The following is a 19,542-nucleotide window of genomic DNA, read 5'->3' as shown; positions in this document are numbered from 1 at the left end:
ATTAAGAGTGATTCGCCGCAATTTTGGTCAGCGCGTCGGTAATATCCTCGGCGATTTTCGCTTTATGGACATAGCTGCGAATGATGGCGACATGACAGTGGGTTGGAAATTGATTTGCCAGTTCTTTGATCGTGATGTAAAGATCGGCTTTTTCGCCGACGGCGTTAGCAAAATCGACCGAGGCGACGTCTGCTTTGATACCTAATTCTTCACAGATCTTTTTGACATTATTCGCAGCCATCAATGAACTGCCAATACCGTTACCACAAACCGTTCTGATAACTAACATAATGACTACTCCATTTGTTTTTGGATGAAATGTAAGACTGAATTCACGTCATTTTCCTGATGAAGGAAGGTCACAATATCTGACTCGATCAGCGAGGCTATCAGTTGGATCATTTTGATATGACTGTCAGCGTCCGCGCCGGCGATAGCGATGATCACGGTAACCGGATCGAACTCATCGTGGCCGAAGGAGATTGGGGTGGCGGTGGTGACAAGCGAAAATCCGGTCTGCAATGCCCCTTTTTCCGGCCGGGCGTGCGGCATGGCAATCCCGTCGTCTATGACGATAGCGGCGCCGAAATCTTCATATACCGTCAGCATCTCGTTGACATATTCGACGCTGCAAATCTGACGCCTGGCGAGTAATGAACCCGCCAGTTCGATGGCCTCTTCCGCACGGGAAATATTCTGCTTAAGGGCGATTAACGACGGGTCAAAAATAATTTCCATCCTCAGCTCCTGAACGTATTCCTGTTCCTGAGTAAAATCATGACTAAATACATTGATGAAAATGATGGATGAGATCACATCCGGGGTTTTAAATATTGATGGGGATCACATCGACGGCAAAGTACCGGCAGAAAACGATATAAATAATTTATGTATTTTTCAGTGGGTTATGAAGGCTTTGTATTTTGATGCTGAAATTTGACAGAGAAAAAGTGAGAGGTAGGGCGAATTTTTTTGGCAGAAGTGTATCTCTGGTCACAAATATCGGCGGGTCATTTTCTTAAATTTTGACACCGCTAACAAAAAAGGCCCGCCTGAGCGAGCCTTTTATTAAAACGCCTGCCGATTACAGGCTGGAGACGTTTTCGGTCAGGTATTTTGCTACGCCTTCCGGAGAAGCAGCCATACCTTCTTTTCCTTTTTCCCACTGCGCCGGGCAGACTTCGCCGTGCTCTTCGTGGAACTGCAGCGCGTCAACCATACGCAGCATTTCGTCGATGTTACGGCCCAGCGGCAGGTCGTTAACCACCTGGTGGCGTACCACGCCGTTAGCGTCGATCAGGAAAGAGCCGCGCAGCGCTACGCCTTCGTCCGGATGCTCGATACCGTAAGCTTTCTGGATTTCACGTTTGATGTCAGCAACCATCGCGTATTTAACCGGGCCGATACCGCCCTGGTCTACCGGGGTGTTACGCCATGCGTTGTGAACGAACTCGGAGTCGAAGGAAACGCCAACCACTTCCACGCCGCGTTTCTGGAATTCTTCGTAACGTTTGTCGAACGCGATCAGCTCAGACGGGCACACGAAGGTGAAGTCCATCGGCCAGAAGAACAGAACGGTAGGTTTACCGTTGGTGTGCTGTTTGAAATTGAATTTCTCAACGATCTCACCATTACCCAGCACAGCGGCTGCAGTAAAATCCGGCGCTTGACGAGTGACCAGAACCATTTGATTCTCCTGTAATTACTAAGGTTATTTGGAACGCAACGCGGGCAAGTATAGAGCCTGGCCGCTAATAACACAAAGAGGCGCTGACAATCGTTCAGCCAGCTTTTACCTATCAATCACGTGGCTATTACAGCTGTTTGTTTTCTGCCAGGCGCATCATTTGCGGATAAAAGCGCCAGAACTGCCCCTCCAGCTGGTCGTAGTGGGTATCCAGATCCTGCCAGGAATCGCGTAGGGCGTCGAGACGCGGACGGCGGCTGGCCATGCCGTTAAGCACGCGCTGAATAAAATCCATCTCCTGATAGCGCTCCAGCCAGCGCTCCGACCACAGGTACTGATTCAGATTGACGAAGCGTGGCGGCGAGTCAGGCAGGATGGGGACGATCTGCTGCTCGGCGTAGCGCACGAACTCGTCCAGCGGCAGGTCAGGGGAGAGCTGCGCCCAGTGCTGCGACAGGAAATGATCCCACATGACATCGAGGGTGATGGGGGCGACGCGACGGGTTTGCGGGCGAAACCACTCCCGCGCCTCTTTGACTTCCGCCAGGTTGTCAGTCATCACGTCAATCCGGCGATGCATATAGATGCCGTCGATGATCTCCGCCGGATAGTCGCCCTGCGGGTTGCCGCGCACAAAATCGGCCATCAGGTTGCCGGGCAGCGAGCTGTCGGCGAGATGGGCGAGGTGCAGGTGGGCGAGAAAATTCATAAAACGACATCCTTTAAATACGAGCGGGCAGGTGGAATCACCGATGTTGCGCTGAACGGCGCCTCGGTGTCCGCATGGCATGCTGCCTGGCTGCGCGCGGCACCTTTGCCACCGGTAAGGCATTCGGTTGCCGCATGGCGGCATTCGGAATGATTTGGAATATAGATTATGTCATTCATCCGGAGGGGTAAAGGTTGCAGGCGGAACGCCCCGGCACTAGACTACCCGCCTCTTTATTCAGTCTGAGTTACCGTCATGCGCGTTACCGATTTTGCTTTTGAACTACCCGAATCTCTGATCGCCCACTATCCGATGCCTGAGCGCAGCAGCTGCCGCCTGCTCTCCCTGGACGGGCCGACGGGCGCGCTGACGCATGGCACCTTCACCGACATCCTCGATAAGCTCAATCCCGGCGATCTGCTGGTGTTTAACAACACCCGGGTGATCCCGGCGCGTCTGTTCGGCCGCAAGGCCAGCGGCGGCAAGATTGAAGTGCTGGTGGAGCGGATGCTGGATGATAAGCGCATCCTGGCCCATATTCGCGCCTCAAAAGCGCCGAAGCCGGGCGCCGAGCTGCTGCTGGGCGATGACGAGAGCATTAAGGCCACGATGCTGGCGCGTCATGGCGCGCTGTTTGAAGTGGAATTTAACGACGAGCGTCCGGTGCTGGAGATCCTCAACGGGATCGGCCATATGCCGCTGCCGCCCTACATTGACCGCCCGGACGAAGACGCTGATCGCGAACTCTATCAAACCGTCTACGGCACCAGGCCGGGCGCGGTAGCCGCCCCGACCGCCGGTCTGCACTTCGACGAACCGCTGCTGGACAAACTGCGCGCCAAAGGCGTTGAGATGGCGTTTGTCACCCTGCACGTGGGGGCGGGGACTTTCCAGCCGGTGCGCGTCGACAGCATTGAAGAGCACACCATGCACTCTGAATATGCGGAAGTGCCGCAGGAGGTGGTCGATGCGGTGCTGGCGGCGAAAGCGCGCGGCAACCGCGTGATTGCGGTAGGCACCACCTCGGTACGCTCGCTGGAGAGCGCGGCGCAGGCGGCGAAAGACGCCCTGATCGCGCCGTTCTTCGACGATACGCAGATTTTCATCTACCCGGGTTATCAGTACCAGGTGATCGATGCGCTGGTAACCAACTTCCATCTCCCTGAATCCACACTGATTATGCTGGTGTCGGCGTTTGCGGGTTATCAGCACACCATGAACGCCTATAAGGTGGCGGTGGAGCAGAAATATCGCTTTTTTAGCTACGGGGATGCGATGTTTATCACGTACAATCCGCAGGCTATTTCTGAGCGTCCCTGACAAGGCCGGCCCGCCGGCGTTTTGGACGCCATGACGCATTTTTTAGCCACGGAATCATTCCGTGGCGAGTATGAAAACGTCGGACTGTTTTTCTGACGCAGGAGCAAGCATGAAATTTGAACTGGATACCACCGACGGTCGCGCCCGCCGCGGTCGCCTGGTGTTTGAGCGCGGCGTGGTGGAAACACCGGCCTTTATGCCCGTTGGCACCTACGGCACCGTCAAAGGGATGACGCCGGAAGAAGTGGAAGCCACCGGCGCGCAGATTATTCTCGGCAACACCTTCCACCTGTGGCTGCGCCCGGGTCAGGAGATCATGAAGCTGCATGGCGATCTGCACGATTTTATGCAGTGGAAAGGACCGATCCTTACCGACTCCGGCGGCTTCCAGGTGTTCAGCCTTGGCGATATCCGTAAGATCACCGAGCAGGGCGTCCATTTCCGCAACCCGATCAACGGCGATCCGATTTTCCTCGATCCGGAAAAATCGATGGAGATTCAATACGATCTCGGTTCCGACATCGTGATGATCTTCGACGAATGTACGCCGTACCCGGCAGACTGGGATTACGCCAAGCGCTCGATGGAAATGTCTCTGCGCTGGGCCAAGCGCAGCCGCGACCGTTTCGATAGCCTTGGCAATAAAAATGCGCTGTTCGGCATCATTCAGGGCAGCGTTTACGAAGATTTACGTGATATCTCGGTGAAAGGTCTGGTAGAGATTGGCTTTGATGGCTACGCTGTCGGCGGTTTGGCGGTCGGTGAGCCGAAGGAAGACATGCACCGTATTCTGGAGCACGTCTGCCCGCAGATCCCGGCCGATAAACCACGATACCTGATGGGCGTCGGGAAGCCGGAAGATCTGGTGGAAGGGGTACGTCGCGGTATCGATATGTTCGACTGCGTCATGCCGACGCGCAACGCGCGTAACGGCCACCTGTTCGTCACCGACGGCGTGGTGAAAATCCGCAACGCGAAGCACAAAAGCGATACCGCACCGCTGGACGCCGAGTGTGATTGCTATACATGTCGCAATTATTCACGCGCTTACTTGCATCACCTCGACCGTTGCAACGAAATATTGGGCGCGCGTCTCAATACCATTCATAACCTGCGCTACTATCAGCGTTTAATGGCTGGTTTACGCAAGGCTATCGAAGAGGGTAAATTAGAGAGCTTCGTGACCGATTTTTACCAACGTCAGGGGCGCACCGTGCCTCCTTTGAACGTTGATTAATTTTAATAATGAGGGAATTTCAATGAGCTTTTTTATTTCTGATGCGGTAGCGGCAACGGGTGCACCGGCGCAGGGCAGCCCGATGTCTCTGATTCTGATGCTGGTGGTGTTCGGTCTGATTTTTTACTTCATGATCCTGCGCCCACAGCAGAAGCGCACCAAGGAACACAAGAACCTGATGAACTCCATCGCCAAAGGTGATGAAGTGCTGACCAACGGCGGTCTGGTCGGTCGCGTGACCAAAGTAGCGGAAACTGGCTACATTGCTATCGCGCTGAACGATACCACTGAAGTGGTTATCAAACGTGACTTCGTTGCTGCCGTTCTGCCGAAAGGCACCATGAAGGCGCTGTAATCTAACTTTTCCCAAAGGGAACTGCCGTGTTAAACCGTTATCCTTTGTGGAAGTACGTCATGCTGGTCGTCGTCATTGTCGTCGGCCTGATCTATGCGCTTCCCAACCTGTATGGTGAGGATCCGGCTGTTCAAATCACTGGCGCGCGCGGCGTCGCCGCCAGTGAGCAAACGCTGATCCAGGTCCAGAAAACTTTACAAGAAGAAAAAATAACCGCGAAGTCTGTGGCACTGGAAGAGGGCGCTATTCTTGCGCGCTTCGACACCACTGATACCCAGCTGCGTGCGCGTGAAGCGCTGCTTACCGTGCTGGGTGACAAATACGTCGTGGCGCTAAACCTTGCTCCGGCAACCCCACGCTGGCTGGCGGCACTCTATGCCGAGCCAATGAAGCTGGGTCTTGATCTGCGCGGCGGCGTGCACTTCCTGATGGAAGTCGACATGGACACCGCGTTAGGCAAACTGCAGGAACAGAACATCGACAGCCTGCGCAGCGAACTGCGTGACAAAGGCATTCCTTACGCGACCGTGCGCAAGGAAGACAACTATGGTCTGAGCATCGTCTTCCGCGACAGCGCGGCGCGCGACCAGGCTATCTCTTATCTCAGCCCTCGCCATCGCGATCTGGTGATTTCCTCTCAGGGTGACAACAGCCTGAAAGCGGTGATGACCGATGAGCGCCTGAAAGAAGCCCGCGAGTACGCGGTTCAGCAGAACATTAACATTCTGCGTAACCGTGTGAACCAGCTGGGCGTCGCCGAACCGCTGGTTCAGCGTCAGGGTGCTGACCGCATCGTGGTTGAGCTGCCGGGTATCCAGGATACCGCGCGGGCGAAAGAGATCCTTGGCGCAACCGCGACCCTCGAGTTCCGTCTGGTCAATACCAACGTGGACCAGTCCGCCGCTGCCTCTGGCCGCGTGCCGGGCGACTCGGAAGTGAAAGAGACGCGTGAAGGCCAGCCGGTGGTGCTGTACAAGCGAGTGATCCTGACCGGTGACCATATCACCGACTCGACCTCCAGCATGGATGAGTACAACCAGCCGCAGGTCAACATCTCGCTGGACAGCGCGGGCGGTAATATCATGTCTAACTTCACCAAGGACAATATCGGTAAGCCGATGGCGACCCTGTTCGTGGAGTATAAAGACAGCGGTAAGAAAGACGCTAACGGTCGCGCTATCCTGGCGAAAGAGGAAGAGGTGATTAACATCGCCAACATCCAGTCGCGTCTGGGTAACAGCTTCCGTATCACCGGTATCAGCAACCCGAACGAAGCACGCCAGCTGTCGCTGCTGCTGCGTGCCGGCGCGCTGATTGCCCCGATTCAGATCGTCGAAGAGCGGACTATCGGCCCAACCCTTGGTATGCAGAACATCAAGCAGGGTCTGGAAGCCTGTCTGGCCGGCCTGGTGGTCTCTATCCTGTTCATGATCCTCTTCTATAAGAAGTTCGGTCTGATTGCGACCTCGGCGCTGATTGCCAACCTGGTGCTGATTGTCGGCATTATGTCCCTGATCCCGGGGGCGACGCTGACCATGCCGGGCATCGCGGGTATCGTGTTAACCCTTGCGGTGGCGGTCGATGCTAACGTTCTGATCAACGAGCGTATCAAAGAAGAGCTGAGCAACGGGCGTACCGTTCAGCAGGCGATTGACGAAGGTTATCGCGGCGCGTTCAGCTCGATCTTCGACGCCAACGTGACGACGCTTATCAAAGTGATCATCCTGTACGCGGTCGGTACCGGTGCCATTAAAGGGTTTGCGATTACCACCGGTATCGGTATCGCGACCTCAATGTTTACCGCTATCGTCGGCACCCGTGCCATCGTGAACCTGCTGTACGGCGGCAAGCGCGTTAAAAAGCTGTCTATCTGAGGAGTGCGTTGTGGCACAGGAATATACTGTTGAACAATTGAACCACGGCCGTAAAGTCTGGGACTTTATGCGCTGGGACTACTGGGCCTTCGGCATTTCAGGTTTTCTGCTGATTGTGTCGATCGCCATCATCGGCGTCCGCGGCTTTAACTGGGGGCTCGATTTCACCGGCGGTACGGTGATCGAGATTACCCTTGAGAAGCCGGTCGATCTGGACCAGATGCGCGACTCCCTGCAGAAAGCGGGCTTTGAAGAGCCGCAGGTGCAGAACTTTGGCAGCAGCCGCGACATCATGGTACGTATGCCGCCGGTGCATGACGCCAACGTCAGCCAGGAACTGGGCAGCAAGGTCGTGACGGTGATTAACGAATCGACCAGCCAGAATGCGGCGGTGAAGCGAATTGAGTTTGTCGGCCCGAGCGTCGGCGCGGACCTCGCGCAAACTGGCGCCCTGGCGCTGATTGCCGCGCTGGTCTGTATCCTGATCTACGTCGGCTTCCGCTTCGAATGGCGTCTGGCTGCCGGGGTGGTTATCGCCCTGGCGCACGATGTGGTGATCACCATGGGCGTACTGTCGCTGTTCCATATCGAGATCGACCTGACCATTGTGGCCTCGTTGATGTCGGTTATCGGCTACTCGCTGAACGACAGTATTGTGGTATCGGACCGTATCCGTGAAAACTTCCGTAAGATCCGCCGCGGTACGCCGTACGAGATCTTCAACGTGTCGTTGACCCAGACGCTGCACCGTACCTTGATCACCTCCGGGACCACCCTGATGGTGATCCTGATGCTGTTCCTGTTCGGCGGCCCGATTCTGGAAGGCTTCTCGCTGACCATGCTGATCGGTGTCTCCATCGGTACGGCTTCCTCTATCTACGTCGCCTCTGCGCTGGCGTTGAAACTGGGTATGAAGCGCGAGCATCTGCTGCAGCAGAAGGTCGAAAAAGAAGGGGCGGACCAGCCGTCTATTCTGCCGTAATCCGGTTCAGTTGAGATAAAGCCATCCCGGCCCAGGCGGCCGGGATTTTTTTGTCCGCGATAAAACCTGCTGACAGTATGCTGTCAGGAGCCCTCCCATACACTCCTTCTGAACTCACTAACGAGCAGGAGGAAGTATGAATAACGTGATTAACTGGTTTGAAATTCCGGTCGCCGATATGGATCGCGCCGTCGCGTTTTATGAGCCGGTGATGCAGGTGACGCTGCGTCGCGAAACCATGGACTGCGCCGAGCTGGCGGTGTTCCCGCATCAGGATCCGGCCCCTGGCGGCGCGTTGGCCAAATTTGAGGGTATCGCCCCTTCAGCGCAGGGCGCTATTATTTACCTGCATACAGACCATCTTGCCGCCACCCTGGACCGCGTTGCCTCGGCGGGTGGGGCGTGTGTTTTCGGGCCGCTGACGCTGCCGAATGATATTGGCACCATCGCGCTGTTTACTGACAGCGAGGGCAACCGCGTCGGCCTGCACCAGCCGGCTTAACCTAAACGTTTTGTGAAGTGAGACATGACCCGACGCGCCGACCGTTTATTTCAGATTGTGCAGATCCTGCGCGGCAGGCGGCTCACTACCGCCGCGCTGCTGGCGGAGCGGTTGGGCGTGTCGGAGCGCACCGTGTATCGCGATATCCGCGATCTCTCCCTCTCCGGCGTGCCGGTGGAGGGCGAGGCGGGGAGTGGTTATCGCCTGCTGGCGGGCTACGATCTGCCGCCGCTGATGCTGACCACCAAAGAATCCGAAGCGCTGATCGCCGCGATTCGGTTGCTGAAAACCTGGGGCGGTGAGGCGCTGTCGCAATCGCTGGAATCCGCCCAGGAGAAGATGCTGGCGATCCTGCCGGAGGCGCGCCGGCGCCAGGCGGAGCAGACCCGCCTGTTTGCCCCCGATCTCGGCGCCCATCGCTATGCCAAAACCTATTTTGACGTCATTCATCAGGCGGTCTCCGGCCAGCAGGTGCTGCAGTTGCGCTATCAGGATGAGTCTGGCCGGGTAACCGAGCGCGACGTGCTGCCGCTGGGGCTGTTTTTCTGGGGGGAGCGCTGGCTGCTGGTGGCCTGGTGCGAGCTGCGTAATGATTATCGTAACTTTCGCCTCGACCGTTGTCTGGCGGTCAGGGCGACCGAGCGTCGATTCAGCGAGTGTGCCGATCGCTCGTTAAGCGATTTTCTGCGCAAAGTGCGGTGCGACGTGTGGGAGAAATAAAAACGCCCGGCTGGCCCGGGCGCTGTCTTGCTGTATCCGCAATTAGAAGTTGTAACCGACCACGAAGTAACCACCCCAGCCGGTCGAGCGGACGCTGAAATCGCCATCGCCGAAGTTCAGCTTGGCATCGTCAGCCCACTGACCGCCGTTATGGAAGTAACGGGCCACCACCGAGTAGTGCCAGTGCGCGTAGTTCAACGCCAGGATGTGGCTGGAGGCGATGGAGTTGCTGGTGCGCGCGTGCTTCCCGTTCAGATCGTAGAAGTTGTCATCGCCGAGATCAGAACCCCAGTCGAAGTTGGTGAAACCGATGTAGCTCAGCGAGCCGCCCCACAGGTCGGTCAGCGGCACGAAGTATTTCACTTTGAAGCGGTAGCCGTCCCACTCGTTTTCGTTGGACGCGCCGTAGTTCTGCCACTGGTATTTGGCGTAGACGTTCAGCGACAGGCTCATCGGCAGGCCGGTATCGATATCGGTACCCAGACCCATATACCAGGTGCTCTGCTCCTGAGAGTCGTTACGGCCCATATCGTAGATATAGTTGTTCGCGAAGTACCACTCTTTGAACGGCCCGAAGCTCAGATCGGTATTGGTCAGCTTATCGATAGAGAAACGCGGTTCGATCTCCATAAACAGCGGCGAGCCGTTGTTCCAGATACCTTTTGCCGTGCTGTTGCCGCCGAAGAATACCGGGGCATCGATATAGCCGTAGAAATCAAACCAGTCTTTTTTGGCGAACGCTTCATATTCCAGGTAGGTATCGTTACGGATCTGCGGTCCAAAACGGGTGTGGTAGCTGCCCACCACGTTAACACTCTGGTGCCACCAGTCAGACAGGAACTGCGGTTTATCGTTTTCTGCCGCGCCCGCAGTAAAAGAAGTGGAGAGCGCCACAACCGCACCCGCTGCCAGTAATGTTTTTTTCATAGTAATGCCACTGTTTAAATTGAGCCTGAAGGCGTTAAAAGAAGTGCCGAAGCGTTTCTAAATATTTCGTCTTTCTGTGGGGGTCTATTATAGGAATCATTGCTCACAAAAATACGTGTTGTTTCACATAACCAGAACATGCGTAATCGATTGCGTTCACGATTCTATGCATTTCTTGACAAAATGCTACTGAAAATCGCCATACAGAACGATTTCTAATGAACTCTTGTGAAAAGTTGTAAGTGGATAAGAAAGACGGAGCTGGAGGTAGCCGGGCGGGGCAGGGCCCGGCGTGAAGATTTACTGTGCAGCGGCGGGCTGGATATCGTGGACGCGAATAAAACCGACTTTGTCGGGCGTCACGTTCAGACGCAACGGGATATCCACATCGCTGGGGGCGAGGATGCTGGCCGGGGCGCTAATCAGCTGATCCTGAACATTGACTTCCTGATAGCTGTGGGTGGTGCCGGTGATCTGCCCGGAGGCGACGGTGGCGGTAAAGGCCGGCAGCGGATCGTTGGATTCACCCTGAATGCGTAAAGTCAGGCGTGACCCGTCGCCGTCCGGCGTAATGCTGCCCACCGACATGCGCAGGGTGCCGATCTGGCTCTCCAGCCGCGCCGGGGTTTTGGCCTCCGGCAGCAGATAGACGCCGCGGGTGGATTTGGCGTTCAGCGCGTTTTGTTGGGTGATTTTGATCGTTTGCTGATTGAGCTGGGTCATCTCCTGGCTCAGGGTACTCACGCTCTGGTGCATCTGGCGGATTTCGCTTTGCTGGGCGCAGGCGGTCAGGGTAAACAGGCTGCCCGCGATGGCGAGTTTCAGGTAACGTCTTGTCATGGTCAGGATTCCGTTTGCAGAGGATGCTTAATGGTAGCCAAACCGCCTGCCTCTCTCATAGATCCTTTGTCTCAAAAGCTCTTTCTTTGTAGTCAGGTCACTTCGCGGTAAACTACCCTTCAGTTTAACTACCTGTCAGGACGCGCTATGCATTGCCCTTTCTGTTTCGCCGTGGATACCAAAGTGATCGACTCTCGTCTGGTGGGGGAAGGCTCTTCCGTGCGTCGCCGTCGGCAGTGCCTGGTCTGTAATGAACGCTTTACCACCTTCGAAGTGGCGGAGCTGGTGATGCCCCGGGTGGTGAAGAGTAACGATGTGCGTGAACCCTTCAACGAAGACAAGCTGCGCAGCGGGATGCTGAAAGCGCTGGAGAAACGTCCGGTTAGCGCCGATGACGTGGAAATGGCGGTCAACCATATCAAAACCCATCTGCGCGGCACCGGCGAGCGCGAAGTGGCCAGCAAAATGATTGGCAATCTGGTGATGGAACAGCTGAAAAAGCTGGATAAAGTCGCCTATATTCGCTTTGCGTCGGTCTATCGCAGCTTTGAAGACATCAAAGAATTCGGCGAAGAGATCGCCCGCTTACAGGACTAAGCCATGCAGGACGAAATGTACATGGCGCGAGCGCTGAAGCTTGCCGCGCGCGGACGCTTTACCACCCATCCTAACCCTAACGTTGGCTGCGTCATTGTGAAAGACGGCGAGATCGTCGGCGAGGGCTTTCACTATCGCGCCGGCGAGCCGCACGCCGAAGTGCACGCGCTCCGCATGGCCGGCGAAAAGGCGCAGGGCGCCACCGCCTACGTCACCCTTGAGCCCTGCAGCCACCATGGCCGTACGCCGCCGTGCTGCGATGCGTTGATCGCCGCCGGCGTTAGCCGCGTGGTCGCTGCGATGCAAGACCCAAACCCGCAGGTGGCGGGGCGCGGTCTGTATCGTCTGCAGCAGGCCGGTATTGACGTCAGCCACGGGCTGATGATGAACGAAGCGGAAGCGCTGAATAAGGGCTTCCTGAAGCGGATGCGCACCGGTTTTCCTTGGGTGCAGCTGAAGCTGGGCGCCTCGCTGGACGGCCGCACGGCGATGGCCAGCGGTGAAAGCCAGTGGATCACCTCCCCGCAGGCGCGACGCGACGTGCAGCGTCTGCGCGCCCAAAGTCATGCCATCCTCACCAGCAGCGCCACCGTGCTGGCGGACGATCCTGCGCTGACCGTGCGCTGGCAGGAGCTGAGCGCGGATACTCAGGCGCTGTATCCCGAAGAGAATTTGCGCCAACCGCTGCGCGTCGTCATCGACAGTCAGAACCGCGTCACGCCTGAGCACCGTATTGTGCAGCAGGCAGGAGAAACGCTGTTTGCCCGCCTGCGTGCGGATGAGCGCCAGTGGCCGGAAAGCGTTCGTACGCTGCTGGTGCCGGAACATAACGGCCATCTCGATCTGGTGTTGCTGATGATGCTGCTTGGCAAACAGCAGGTGAACAGCGTCTGGGTGGAGGCGGGAGCGACGCTTGCCGGGGCGCTGCTGCAGGCTGGCCTTGTCGACGAGCTTATCGTCTATATTGCGCCTAAACTGTTAGGCAATGCGGCGCGTGGATTATGCGCGCTGCCGGGGCTTGAAGAACTGAGCCAGGCACCCCATTTCAAATTCAATGAGATACGTCAGGTTGGCCCGGATGTCTGCCTGCATTTAACCACTGCGTGAGGCTTTCCTGATTATTAGGAAGCAGCGCTCAGAATAATATGATAAAATCCGCCCCCCTTGCGGGGCACATGAACCCGAAGGAAGAGTATGAACATTATTGAAGCTAACGTTGCTACCCCGGACGCTCGCGTCGCCATCACCATTGCGCGTTTCAACAACTTTATCAATGACAGCCTGCTGGAAGGTGCGATTGACGCCCTGAAACGCATTGGTCAGGTAAAAGATGAAAACATCACCGTTGTTTGGGTTCCAGGCGCGTATGAGCTGCCGCTGGCGGCTGGCGCACTGGCGAAAACCGGTAAATATGACGCGGTGATCGCGCTGGGTACGGTGATCCGCGGCGGTACTGCCCACTTTGAATATGTGGCTGGCGGTGCCAGCAATGGCCTGGCGCATGTCGCTCAGGACAGCGAAATCCCGGTAGCCTTTGGTGTTCTGACCACTGAAAGTATTGAACAAGCCATCGAGCGCGCTGGCACCAAAGCCGGTAACAAAGGCGCAGAAGCTGCGCTGACCGCGCTGGAAATGATTAACGTATTGAAAGCCATCAAGGCCTGATTTTTGTAAGGGGAATTCCGTGAAACCTGCTGCTCGTCGCCGCGCCCGTGAGTGTGCCGTCCAGGCGCTCTACTCCTGGCAGTTGTCCCACAACGACATCGCTGATGTCGAATACCAGTTCCTGGCGGAACAGGACGTAAAAGATGTAGATGTTCTGTATTTCCGTGAACTGCTGTCCGGAGTGGCGACTAACAGCGCGTACCTCGACGGCCTGATGAAGCCCTACCTGTCCCGTCAGCTGGAAGAGCTGGGCCAGGTGGAAAAAGCGGTGCTGCGTATCGCGCTGTTTGAGCTGTCCAAACGTGACGACGTACCGTATAAAGTGGCCATCAATGAAGCTATCGAACTGGCGAAAACCTTCGGCGCTGAAGATAGCCATAAGTTCGTCAACGGCGTGCTGGACAAAGCGGCTCCGGTAATTCGTCCCCGCAAAAAGTAAACGCCAGGCCGGGCTTTGCAGGATCTGATCCCGCGAACCCGGCCTTATTTTTTTCTTTGCTGAGGCATAACGTATGGCATGCGGCGAATTTTCCCTGATTGCCCGTTATTTTGATCGCGTTAAAAGCGCCCGCCTTGATGTTGAAACCGGCATCGGCGATGACTGCGCGCTCCTGAATATCCCCGAGAAAAAAACGCTGGCAATCAGCACCGACACCCTGGTGGCGGGCAATCACTTCTTACCCGATATCGACCCTGCCGACCTCGCTTATAAAGCGCTGGCGGTGAACCTGAGCGACCTCGCGGCGATGGGCGCGGAACCGGCGTGGCTCACGCTGGCGCTGACTTTGCCAGAGGTGGATGAAACCTGGCTGGAAGCCTTTAGCGACAGCCTGTTTGTCCAGCTGGACTATTACGATATGCAGCTGATTGGCGGTGATACCACCCGTGGCCCGCTCGCCATGACGCTGGGTATTCACGGCTTTGTGCCGCCAGGGCGCGCCATGAAACGCGCTGGCGCGAAGCCAGGAGACTGGATCTATGTCACCGGCACCCCGGGAGACAGCGCCGCCGGCCTGGCGGTGCTGCAGAACCGGCTGACGGTGGATGAACCGTCTGACGCCGACTACCTGCTGGCTCGTCATCTGCGCCCGATGCCGCGCGTGCTGCAGGGTCAGGCGCTGCGTGACCTGGCGACATCGGCTATCGATCTTTCCGACGGCCTGATCTCCGATCTGGGCCATATTCTTAAAGCCAGCGGCTGCGGCGCGCGCATCGATCTCGATGCCATGCCGTATTCCGACGCGATACTGCGCCAGGTGGAGCCCGAGCAGGCGCTGCGCTGGGCGCTCGCTGGCGGGGAAGATTACGAACTGTGCTTTACCGTACCGGAGCTGAACCGCGGGGCGCTGGACGTGGCCCTTGGCCATCTTGGCGCGCGTTTTACCTGTATCGGACAGATTGCGCCGGAGAGCGAAGGGCTGCAATTTATCCGCGATGGTAAGCCGGTCGCGCTTGATTTAAAGGGATACGATCACTTTGCGTAGTCGAGACGAGGCGTTACGCCGCCTGAGCATGCGTAACCCGTGGCATCTGCTGGCGACTGGCTTTGGCAGCGGCTTAAGCCCGGTGGTACCGGGGACGATGGGGTCGCTGGCGGCGATCCCGTTCTGGTATCTGATGACCTTTCTCCCCTGGCAGCTCTACTCGCTGGTGGTGATGATGAGCATCTGTATTGGCGTCTATCTGTGCCATCGCACGGCCAAAGATATGGGCACCCATGACCACGGCAGTATAGTCTGGGATGAGTTTGTCGGGATGTGGATCACCCTGATGGCGTTGCCGACCCTGGACTGGCAGTGGGTGGCCGCTGGCTTCGTGATTTTCCGTATCTTCGATATGTGGAAGCCGTGGCCGATTCGCTGGTTTGACCGCAATATCCACGGCGGAATGGGGATTATGGTCGACGATATCGTCGCCGGCGTGATCTCGGCCGGCGTGCTGTATGTCATTGGCCATCACTGGCCCATCGGTCTGCTTTAATCGTCTCTCCCCGGTAGCATCATGCTGCCGGGGAAACCACACCTGTTACTTAAATCCCACCACCGGATGCGGCTGATACGGCGCCTCCAGCTTGTCGATCTGTTCCGGAGAAAGCGTCAAATCCACCGCCTGCAGCAGGTCGTCGAGCTGTTCCTGACGCGAGGGACCGATAATCGGCGCGGCAACGCCGGGTTTGCTTAACAGCCAGGCGAGGGCAACCTGGGCGCGGCTGGCGTCGAGTTCTTCCGCCACGTCCGCGAGATTCTCAGCGATCTGCGCGTCGTTTTCTTCACTGGTGCTGTAAAGCGTTTTGCCGAACTCATCCGAAACCAGCCGGGCGGTGGTCTCTCCCCAGGGGCGGGTCAGTCTGCCGCGCGCCAGCGGGCTCCACGGGATCACCGCCACGCCGTTGTGCTGACACAGCGGCAGCATCTCATTCTCTTCTTCCCGGTAAATCAGATTGTAGTGATCCTGCATGGTGACAAAGCGCGCCCAGCCGTTCTGCTGCTGGAGCGCCAGCGCCTGGGCAAATTGTCGGGCATGCATGGACGAGGCGCCGATATAGCGCGCTTTGCCGGCTTTCACCACCTCGTCCAGCGCTTCGAGGGTCTCTTCAATCGGGGTGGTATAGTCCCAGCGGTGGATCTGCAGCAGGTCGACATAGTCCATCCCAAGACGGCGCAGGCTGTCGTCGATGGAGCGCAGGATCTGCGCCCGGGAAAGCCCTTCCGCCAGATCGCCGACCTGGTGATACACTTTGGTGGCGACAACCACCTCATCACGGCGGGCAAAGTCGCGCAGGGCGCGGCCAACGATCTCTTCACTGCTGCCGTCGGAGTAGCTGTTTGCGGTATCGAAGAAGTTGATGCCGCCTTCAATGGCGTGCTGGATAAGCGGGCGGCTGCTCTCTTCCGGAAGCGTCCAGGCGTGTCTGCCGCGGTCCGGCTCGCCGAAGGTCATGCAGCCGAGGCAGAGTCGGGAAACCCGTAAGGCAGTATCACCTAGGGGGATATAGTGCATAGTGCGCTCCTGCTATTCATCAAGGGTATCTCTTAAGCATAGCAGGAGCGGAAGGGGCAATTATGCCAGCCAGTCGCGGATTTTGGCTTCAATACCGGCGGCATCAAGGCCGAGGTCGGCGCGGATCTCTTCCTGAGTGCCCTGAGGAATAAAATAATCCGGCAGGCCAATATTGAGCACCGGTACCGCCCGGCGATGGGCCATCAGCACTTCGTTCACGCCGCTGCCGGCGCCGCCCATGATGGCGTTCTCTTCCAGCGTCACCAGCGCGTCGTGTTCGCCGGCCAGCTGCAGGATCAGCGCCGTATCCAGCGGCTTCACAAAGCGCATATCCACGAGGGTCGCGTTGAGTTTATCCGCTACCGCCGCGGCTTCCGGCAGCAGGGTGCCAAAGTTGAGGATCGCTATTTTCTCGCCCTGACGTTTCACCATCCCTTTGCCGATCGGCAGCGATGCCAGCGGCTCGAGCGTCGCGCCGGTGCCGCTACCGCGCGGATAGCGCACGGCGCAGGGGCCGTCGCTGTAATGGTAGCCGGTATGCAGCATCTGGCGACATTCATTTTCATCGCTCGGGGTCATCACCACCATATCCGGAATACAGCGCAGGAAGGAGAGATCGAACGCTCCCTGATGCGTCTGGCCGTCTGCGCCGACAATCCCGGCGCGGTCGATAGCAAACAGCACCGGCAGCTTCTGGATAGCCACATCGTGGATCACCTGATCGTAGGCTCGCTGCAGGAAGGTGGAGTAGATCGCCACCACCGGCTTGTAGTCGCCAATCGCCAGCCCGGCGGCGAAGGTGACCGCATGCTGCTCGGCGATGGCGACGTCAAAGTACTGATCGGGGAATTTCTTCGAAAACTCCACCATCCCTGAACCTTCGCGCATCGCCGGCGTGATCGCCATCAGCTTGCTGTCTTTGGCCGCTGTCTCGCACAGCCAGTCGCCGAAGATTTTCGAGTAGGAAGGGAGGCCGCCGCTGCTTTTGGGCAGTACGCCGCTGGTATGGTCGAATTTTGGCACCGCATGGAAGGTGATCGGGTCTTTCTCGGCGGGCTCATAGCCGCGGCCCTTTTTGGTCATAATATGCAGGAACTGCGGGCCTTTCAGATCGCGCATGTTCTTCAGCGTGCTGACCAGACCGAGCACATCGTGGCCATCGACCGGCCCGATGTAGTTAAAGCCCAGCTCTTCAAACAGCGTCCCCGGTACCACCATCCCTTTGATATGTTCTTCGGTTCGTTTAAGCAGCTCTTTAATCGGCGGCACCCCGGAGAAGACCTTTTTGCCCCCTTCGCGCAGGGTGGAGTAGAGCTTACCGGAGAGCAACTGCGCCAGATGATTGTTCAGCGCGCCGACGTTCTCGGAAATCGACATTTCATTGTCATTCAGCACGACCAGCAGGTCGGGTTTGATATCCCCGGCGTGGTTCATCGCTTCAAACGCCATGCCGGCGGTGATCGCCCCGTCGCCAATCACGCACACTGCGCGCCGCTGCTTATCCTCTTTCGCGGCGGCGATAGCCACCCCGATACCGGCGGAAATGGAGGTGGAGGAGTGGCCGACGCTCAGCACGTCATACTCACTTTCACCGCGCCACGGGAAGGGATGCAGGCCGCCTTTCTGGCGAATGGTGCCGATTTTGTCCCGGCGGCCGGTCAGAATTTTATGCGGGTAGGCCTGATGGCCGACGTCCCAGATCAGGCGATCGAACGGCGTGTTATACACGTAGTGCAGCGCCACGGTCAGTTCCACCGTGCCGAGGCCAGAGGCAAAGTGACCGCTGGAGCGGCTGACGCTGTCCAGCAGATAGCGCCGCAGCTCATCACACAGCTTCGGCAGGCTCTCTTTTGGCAACAGGCGCAACTCCTGGGTGGAATCTACCAGCGCCAGGGTCGGGTATTTGGCAATATCAAAACTCATCAGAGACTCATTTATTGTTTATTTATCGCGCTGAATAATGTAATTCGCGAGCGCTTCCAGTGCCGAAGTATCCAGAGATTGTGCGGCCAGCTCATCTAACGACCGGCGGGCATCAGCGATCAGGTCGTGCGCTTTCTTCCGGGCTTGCTCAAGACCCAGGAGGGCGGGATAGGTGCTTTTACCCAATTGCTGGTCGGCACCCTGACGTTTGCCAAGGGTCGCAGTATCCCCTACCACGTCGAGAATGTCATCCTGGACCTGGAAGGCAAGACCGATATTTTCCGCATAGCGATCCAGCGCGGGCAGGGCAGCGCGGCCGCGTTCGCCGGCGCTCAGCGCCCCCATCCGGACGGCGGCGCGGATCAACGCCCCCGTTTTGTGGCGATGGATACGCTCCAGCGCCTGCAGATCCACCTGCTGTCCTTCCGCCTCCAGATCCAGCGCCTGGCCGCCGCACATACCCGCCACGCCGCTGGCCTGCGCCAGTTCGGAGACCATCGCCAGCCGGTCCCGATCAGAGACGTCGGCCATCGGCGCATCACTCAGTATAGAGAACGCCAGCGTTTGCAGGGCATCTCCCGCAAGAATTGCGTTGGCTTCGCCAAATTTAATATGACAGGTCGGCAGTCCGCGACGCAGATCGTCATCATCCATCGCCGGCAAATCATCATGCATCAGGGAATAAGCATGAATACATTCGACCGCCGCGGCGGGGGCATCGAGCGTGGTGCGGCTGACGCCGAACATCGCGCCGGTGGCATAGACAAGGAAGGGGCGCAGGCGTTTACCGCCTAAGAGTGCGCCATAATGCATCGCTTCCACCAGCGGAGTGTTCTGAAAGGGCTGCGGCGCGATAAAACGGCGCAATGCCCCATTAGCCTGTTCCACACAGGCCTGCAATTGTTGCGGGAAATCCATTTTATTCAGCGTCCGGCGTAAAAGGCGTGGTCGGGGAATCTTCACTATCCGCCAGCAGGATCTGCACGCGCTGTTCGGCCTTCTGCAGCTGACTTTGCCCCTGGCGCGCCAGCTGTACGCCGCGCTCAAATTCGCTTAGCGCTTCCTCTAACGGCAAATCGCCGCTTTCCAGACGGTTAACGATCTGCTCCAGTTCGCCCAGAGCAGTTTCAAAGCTGGCCGGGGCCTCATTTTTCTTTGGCATAGTGAATGTAGACTCTTGTTATGTCGCGACGGCAATACCGGG

The 19,542-nt window shown here is 57.5% G+C and carries 25 protein-coding genes; 15 read left to right on the top strand and 10 right to left on the bottom strand.

The annotated features are described in order from the left end of the window. Nucleotide 1: 1 nt before the first annotated feature. Entirely contained in the window at nt 2-289 is a 288-nt protein-coding gene (locus tag DTA24_RS22350) for a PTS sugar transporter subunit IIB (RefSeq protein ID WP_012542704.1), read from the bottom strand. A gap of 5 nt (nt 290-294) precedes the next feature. Then, nucleotides 295-738 (bottom strand): PTS sugar transporter subunit IIA, encoded by a 444-nt coding sequence (locus tag DTA24_RS22345; protein WP_123837067.1) that lies wholly within the window; start codon nt 736-738, stop codon nt 295-297. A gap of 55 nt (nt 739-793) precedes the next feature. On the opposite strand from DTA24_RS22345, the gene DTA24_RS28440 reads away from it, so the two are divergent. After that, nucleotides 794-940, top strand: coding sequence for a hypothetical protein (locus tag DTA24_RS28440; RefSeq protein ID WP_012542702.1), 147 nt, complete (start codon nt 794-796; stop codon nt 938-940). A gap of 144 nt (nt 941-1,084) precedes the next feature. Here the strand turns inward: DTA24_RS28440 and DTA24_RS22340 are convergent, their stop codons facing one another. Beyond that, nucleotides 1,085-1,687 carry a peroxiredoxin gene (locus DTA24_RS22340; RefSeq protein WP_004178733.1) on the bottom strand — a complete coding sequence of 201 codons (603 nt, stop codon included), beginning with the start codon at nt 1,685-1,687 and terminating at the stop codon, nt 1,085-1,087. 127 nt (nt 1,688-1,814) lie between these two features. Next, nucleotides 1,815-2,396 carry an ACP phosphodiesterase gene (gene acpH / locus DTA24_RS22335; protein WP_008805369.1) on the bottom strand — a complete coding sequence of 194 codons (582 nt, stop codon included), beginning with the start codon at nt 2,394-2,396 and terminating at the stop codon, nt 1,815-1,817. Between the two features lie 74 nt (nt 2,397-2,470). Here acpH and DTA24_RS28435 point away from each other — a divergent pair, with 74 nt between their 5' ends. The 8 genes from DTA24_RS28435 (at nt 2,471) to DTA24_RS22300 (ending at nt 9,386) form a co-directional block, all read left to right on the top strand. Beyond that, the gene (locus DTA24_RS28435; RefSeq protein WP_004218831.1) at nt 2,471-2,587 is read left to right on the top strand and encodes a hypothetical protein; all 117 of its coding nucleotides are present in this window, start codon (nt 2,471-2,473) and stop codon (nt 2,585-2,587) included. Between the two features lie 64 nt (nt 2,588-2,651). After that, a complete protein-coding gene (gene queA, locus DTA24_RS22330) occupies nt 2,652-3,716 on the top strand; it encodes a tRNA preQ1(34) S-adenosylmethionine ribosyltransferase-isomerase QueA (protein ID WP_002890390.1) in 1,065 nt (354 codons plus the stop codon). Nucleotides 3,717-3,825: 109 nt separating this feature from the next. Beyond that, complete coding sequence (tgt, locus tag DTA24_RS22325; RefSeq protein ID WP_002890395.1) at nt 3,826-4,953, top strand: tRNA guanosine(34) transglycosylase Tgt; 1,128 nt, start codon at nt 3,826-3,828, stop codon at nt 4,951-4,953. A gap of 22 nt (nt 4,954-4,975) precedes the next feature. Beyond that, nucleotides 4,976-5,308, top strand: a complete 333-nt coding sequence (gene yajC / locus DTA24_RS22320; RefSeq protein ID WP_002890398.1) for a preprotein translocase subunit YajC — start codon at nt 4,976-4,978, stop codon at nt 5,306-5,308. Nucleotides 5,309-5,334: 26 nt separating this feature from the next. Further along, nucleotides 5,335-7,182 (top strand): protein translocase subunit SecD, encoded by a 1,848-nt coding sequence (gene secD, locus DTA24_RS22315; RefSeq protein ID WP_008805370.1) that lies wholly within the window; start codon nt 5,335-5,337, stop codon nt 7,180-7,182. A 10-nt stretch (nt 7,183-7,192) separates the two neighbouring features. Further along, nucleotides 7,193-8,164 (top strand): protein translocase subunit SecF, encoded by a 972-nt coding sequence (gene secF / locus DTA24_RS22310; protein WP_008805371.1) that lies wholly within the window; start codon nt 7,193-7,195, stop codon nt 8,162-8,164. A gap of 136 nt (nt 8,165-8,300) precedes the next feature. Further along, the gene (locus DTA24_RS22305) at nt 8,301-8,666 is read left to right on the top strand and encodes a VOC family protein (protein ID WP_016160371.1); all 366 of its coding nucleotides are present in this window, start codon (nt 8,301-8,303) and stop codon (nt 8,664-8,666) included. A gap of 24 nt (nt 8,667-8,690) precedes the next feature. Further along, nucleotides 8,691-9,386, top strand: coding sequence for a helix-turn-helix transcriptional regulator (locus DTA24_RS22300; protein ID WP_008805373.1), 696 nt, complete (start codon nt 8,691-8,693; stop codon nt 9,384-9,386). 42 nt (nt 9,387-9,428) lie between these two features. Here DTA24_RS22300 and DTA24_RS22295 read toward each other — a convergent pair whose 3' ends face one another. Together DTA24_RS22295 and DTA24_RS22290 are read right to left on the bottom strand one after the other, a co-directional pair. Beyond that, entirely contained in the window at nt 9,429-10,313 is an 885-nt protein-coding gene (locus DTA24_RS22295) for a nucleoside-specific channel-forming protein Tsx (RefSeq protein ID WP_123837066.1), read from the bottom strand. A gap of 300 nt (nt 10,314-10,613) precedes the next feature. Beyond that, nucleotides 10,614-11,153 (bottom strand): DUF3251 domain-containing protein, encoded by a 540-nt coding sequence (locus DTA24_RS22290; protein WP_008805374.1) that lies wholly within the window; start codon nt 11,151-11,153, stop codon nt 10,614-10,616. 147 nt (nt 11,154-11,300) lie between these two features. On the opposite strand from DTA24_RS22290, the gene nrdR reads away from it, so the two are divergent. The 6 genes from nrdR to pgpA all read left to right on the top strand — a co-directional run bounded on the left by nrdR (nt 11,301) and on the right by pgpA (nt 15,395). After that, nucleotides 11,301-11,750 (top strand): transcriptional regulator NrdR, encoded by a 450-nt coding sequence (gene nrdR / locus DTA24_RS22285; RefSeq protein WP_002890417.1) that lies wholly within the window; start codon nt 11,301-11,303, stop codon nt 11,748-11,750. Between the two features lie 3 nt (nt 11,751-11,753). Continuing rightward, entirely contained in the window at nt 11,754-12,857 is a 1,104-nt protein-coding gene (gene ribD / locus DTA24_RS22280; protein ID WP_016160372.1) for a bifunctional diaminohydroxyphosphoribosylaminopyrimidine deaminase/5-amino-6-(5-phosphoribosylamino)uracil reductase RibD, read from the top strand. A gap of 87 nt (nt 12,858-12,944) precedes the next feature. After that, nucleotides 12,945-13,415 (top strand): 6,7-dimethyl-8-ribityllumazine synthase, encoded by a 471-nt coding sequence (gene ribE, locus DTA24_RS22275; RefSeq protein ID WP_001021161.1) that lies wholly within the window; start codon nt 12,945-12,947, stop codon nt 13,413-13,415. A gap of 19 nt (nt 13,416-13,434) precedes the next feature. Next, on the top strand, nt 13,435-13,854 hold the full coding sequence (gene nusB / locus DTA24_RS22270) for a transcription antitermination factor NusB (protein WP_008805376.1): 420 nt from the start codon (nt 13,435-13,437) through the stop codon (nt 13,852-13,854). A gap of 73 nt (nt 13,855-13,927) precedes the next feature. After that, nucleotides 13,928-14,899 carry a thiamine-phosphate kinase gene (thiL, locus tag DTA24_RS22265; protein ID WP_012542699.1) on the top strand — a complete coding sequence of 324 codons (972 nt, stop codon included), beginning with the start codon at nt 13,928-13,930 and terminating at the stop codon, nt 14,897-14,899. Next, nucleotides 14,892-15,395 (top strand): phosphatidylglycerophosphatase A, encoded by a 504-nt coding sequence (pgpA, locus tag DTA24_RS22260; RefSeq protein WP_008805378.1) that lies wholly within the window; start codon nt 14,892-14,894, stop codon nt 15,393-15,395. The genes thiL and pgpA overlap by 8 nt, the downstream gene beginning before the upstream one ends. A 45-nt stretch (nt 15,396-15,440) precedes the next feature. Here the strand turns inward: pgpA and DTA24_RS22255 are convergent, their stop codons facing one another. Genes DTA24_RS22255 through xseB form a run of 4 tightly spaced genes read right to left on the bottom strand, consistent with a single transcriptional unit; the run spans nt 15,441 to nt 19,500 of the window. Then, nucleotides 15,441-16,415, bottom strand: a complete 975-nt coding sequence (locus tag DTA24_RS22255; RefSeq protein WP_008805379.1) for an aldo/keto reductase — start codon at nt 16,413-16,415, stop codon at nt 15,441-15,443. A gap of 60 nt (nt 16,416-16,475) precedes the next feature. Further along, nucleotides 16,476-18,338, bottom strand: a complete 1,863-nt coding sequence (gene dxs / locus DTA24_RS22250) for a 1-deoxy-D-xylulose-5-phosphate synthase (RefSeq protein ID WP_008805380.1) — start codon at nt 18,336-18,338, stop codon at nt 16,476-16,478. A gap of 18 nt (nt 18,339-18,356) precedes the next feature. Next, the gene (ispA, locus tag DTA24_RS22245) at nt 18,357-19,256 is read right to left on the bottom strand and encodes a (2E,6E)-farnesyl diphosphate synthase (protein ID WP_008805381.1); all 900 of its coding nucleotides are present in this window, start codon (nt 19,254-19,256) and stop codon (nt 18,357-18,359) included. A 1-nt stretch (nt 19,257) separates the two neighbouring features. Next, nucleotides 19,258-19,500: an exodeoxyribonuclease VII small subunit gene (gene xseB / locus DTA24_RS22240; RefSeq protein ID WP_002891398.1), complete on the bottom strand. Its 243-nt coding sequence runs from the start codon at nt 19,498-19,500 to the stop codon at nt 19,258-19,260. Nucleotides 19,501-19,542 lie beyond the last annotated feature (42 nt).

The sequence above is a fragment of the Klebsiella sp. P1CD1 genome (assembly GCF_003790505.1).
GTDB lineage: Bacteria > Pseudomonadota > Gammaproteobacteria > Enterobacterales > Enterobacteriaceae > Klebsiella > Klebsiella variicola.
Note: the sequence above shows the minus strand (reverse complement) of the source record. Positions and strands in the feature narration are given on the sequence as shown.

What these genes read in the sequence shown, in the direction of transcription:
- DTA24_RS22300 (WP_008805373.1), top strand. Translation starts at nt 8,691, where the DNA reads ATGACCCGACGCGCCGACCGTTTATTTCAGATTGTGCAGATCCTGCGC.
- DTA24_RS22340 (WP_004178733.1), bottom strand. Translation starts at nt 1,687, where the DNA reads ATGGTTCTGGTCACTCGTCAAGCGCCGGATTTTACTGCAGCCGCTGTG.
- DTA24_RS28435 (WP_004218831.1), top strand. Translation starts at nt 2,471, where the DNA reads ATGGCATGCTGCCTGGCTGCGCGCGGCACCTTTGCCACCGGTAAGGCA.
- nrdR (WP_002890417.1), top strand. Translation starts at nt 11,301, where the DNA reads ATGCATTGCCCTTTCTGTTTCGCCGTGGATACCAAAGTGATCGACTCT.
- DTA24_RS22290 (WP_008805374.1), bottom strand. Translation starts at nt 11,153, where the DNA reads ATGACAAGACGTTACCTGAAACTCGCCATCGCGGGCAGCCTGTTTACC.
- DTA24_RS22350 (WP_012542704.1), bottom strand. Translation starts at nt 289, where the DNA reads ATGTTAGTTATCAGAACGGTTTGTGGTAACGGTATTGGCAGTTCATTG.
- yajC (WP_002890398.1), top strand. Translation starts at nt 4,976, where the DNA reads ATGAGCTTTTTTATTTCTGATGCGGTAGCGGCAACGGGTGCACCGGCG.
- xseB (WP_002891398.1), bottom strand. Translation starts at nt 19,500, where the DNA reads ATGCCAAAGAAAAATGAGGCCCCGGCCAGCTTTGAAACTGCTCTGGGC.
- DTA24_RS28440 (WP_012542702.1), top strand. Translation starts at nt 794, where the DNA reads ATGAAAATGATGGATGAGATCACATCCGGGGTTTTAAATATTGATGGG.
- ribD (WP_016160372.1), top strand. Translation starts at nt 11,754, where the DNA reads ATGCAGGACGAAATGTACATGGCGCGAGCGCTGAAGCTTGCCGCGCGC.
- DTA24_RS22295 (WP_123837066.1), bottom strand. Translation starts at nt 10,313, where the DNA reads ATGAAAAAAACATTACTGGCAGCGGGTGCGGTTGTGGCGCTCTCCACT.
- DTA24_RS22305 (WP_016160371.1), top strand. Translation starts at nt 8,301, where the DNA reads ATGAATAACGTGATTAACTGGTTTGAAATTCCGGTCGCCGATATGGAT.
- DTA24_RS22345 (WP_123837067.1), bottom strand. Translation starts at nt 738, where the DNA reads ATGGAAATTATTTTTGACCCGTCGTTAATCGCCCTTAAGCAGAATATT.
- thiL (WP_012542699.1), top strand. Translation starts at nt 13,928, where the DNA reads ATGGCATGCGGCGAATTTTCCCTGATTGCCCGTTATTTTGATCGCGTT.
- tgt (WP_002890395.1), top strand. Translation starts at nt 3,826, where the DNA reads ATGAAATTTGAACTGGATACCACCGACGGTCGCGCCCGCCGCGGTCGC.
- DTA24_RS22255 (WP_008805379.1), bottom strand. Translation starts at nt 16,415, where the DNA reads ATGCACTATATCCCCCTAGGTGATACTGCCTTACGGGTTTCCCGACTC.
- dxs (WP_008805380.1), bottom strand. Translation starts at nt 18,338, where the DNA reads ATGAGTTTTGATATTGCCAAATACCCGACCCTGGCGCTGGTAGATTCC.
- acpH (WP_008805369.1), bottom strand. Translation starts at nt 2,396, where the DNA reads ATGAATTTTCTCGCCCACCTGCACCTCGCCCATCTCGCCGACAGCTCG.
- queA (WP_002890390.1), top strand. Translation starts at nt 2,652, where the DNA reads ATGCGCGTTACCGATTTTGCTTTTGAACTACCCGAATCTCTGATCGCC.
- ispA (WP_008805381.1), bottom strand. Translation starts at nt 19,256, where the DNA reads ATGGATTTCCCGCAACAATTGCAGGCCTGTGTGGAACAGGCTAATGGG.
- ribE (WP_001021161.1), top strand. Translation starts at nt 12,945, where the DNA reads ATGAACATTATTGAAGCTAACGTTGCTACCCCGGACGCTCGCGTCGCC.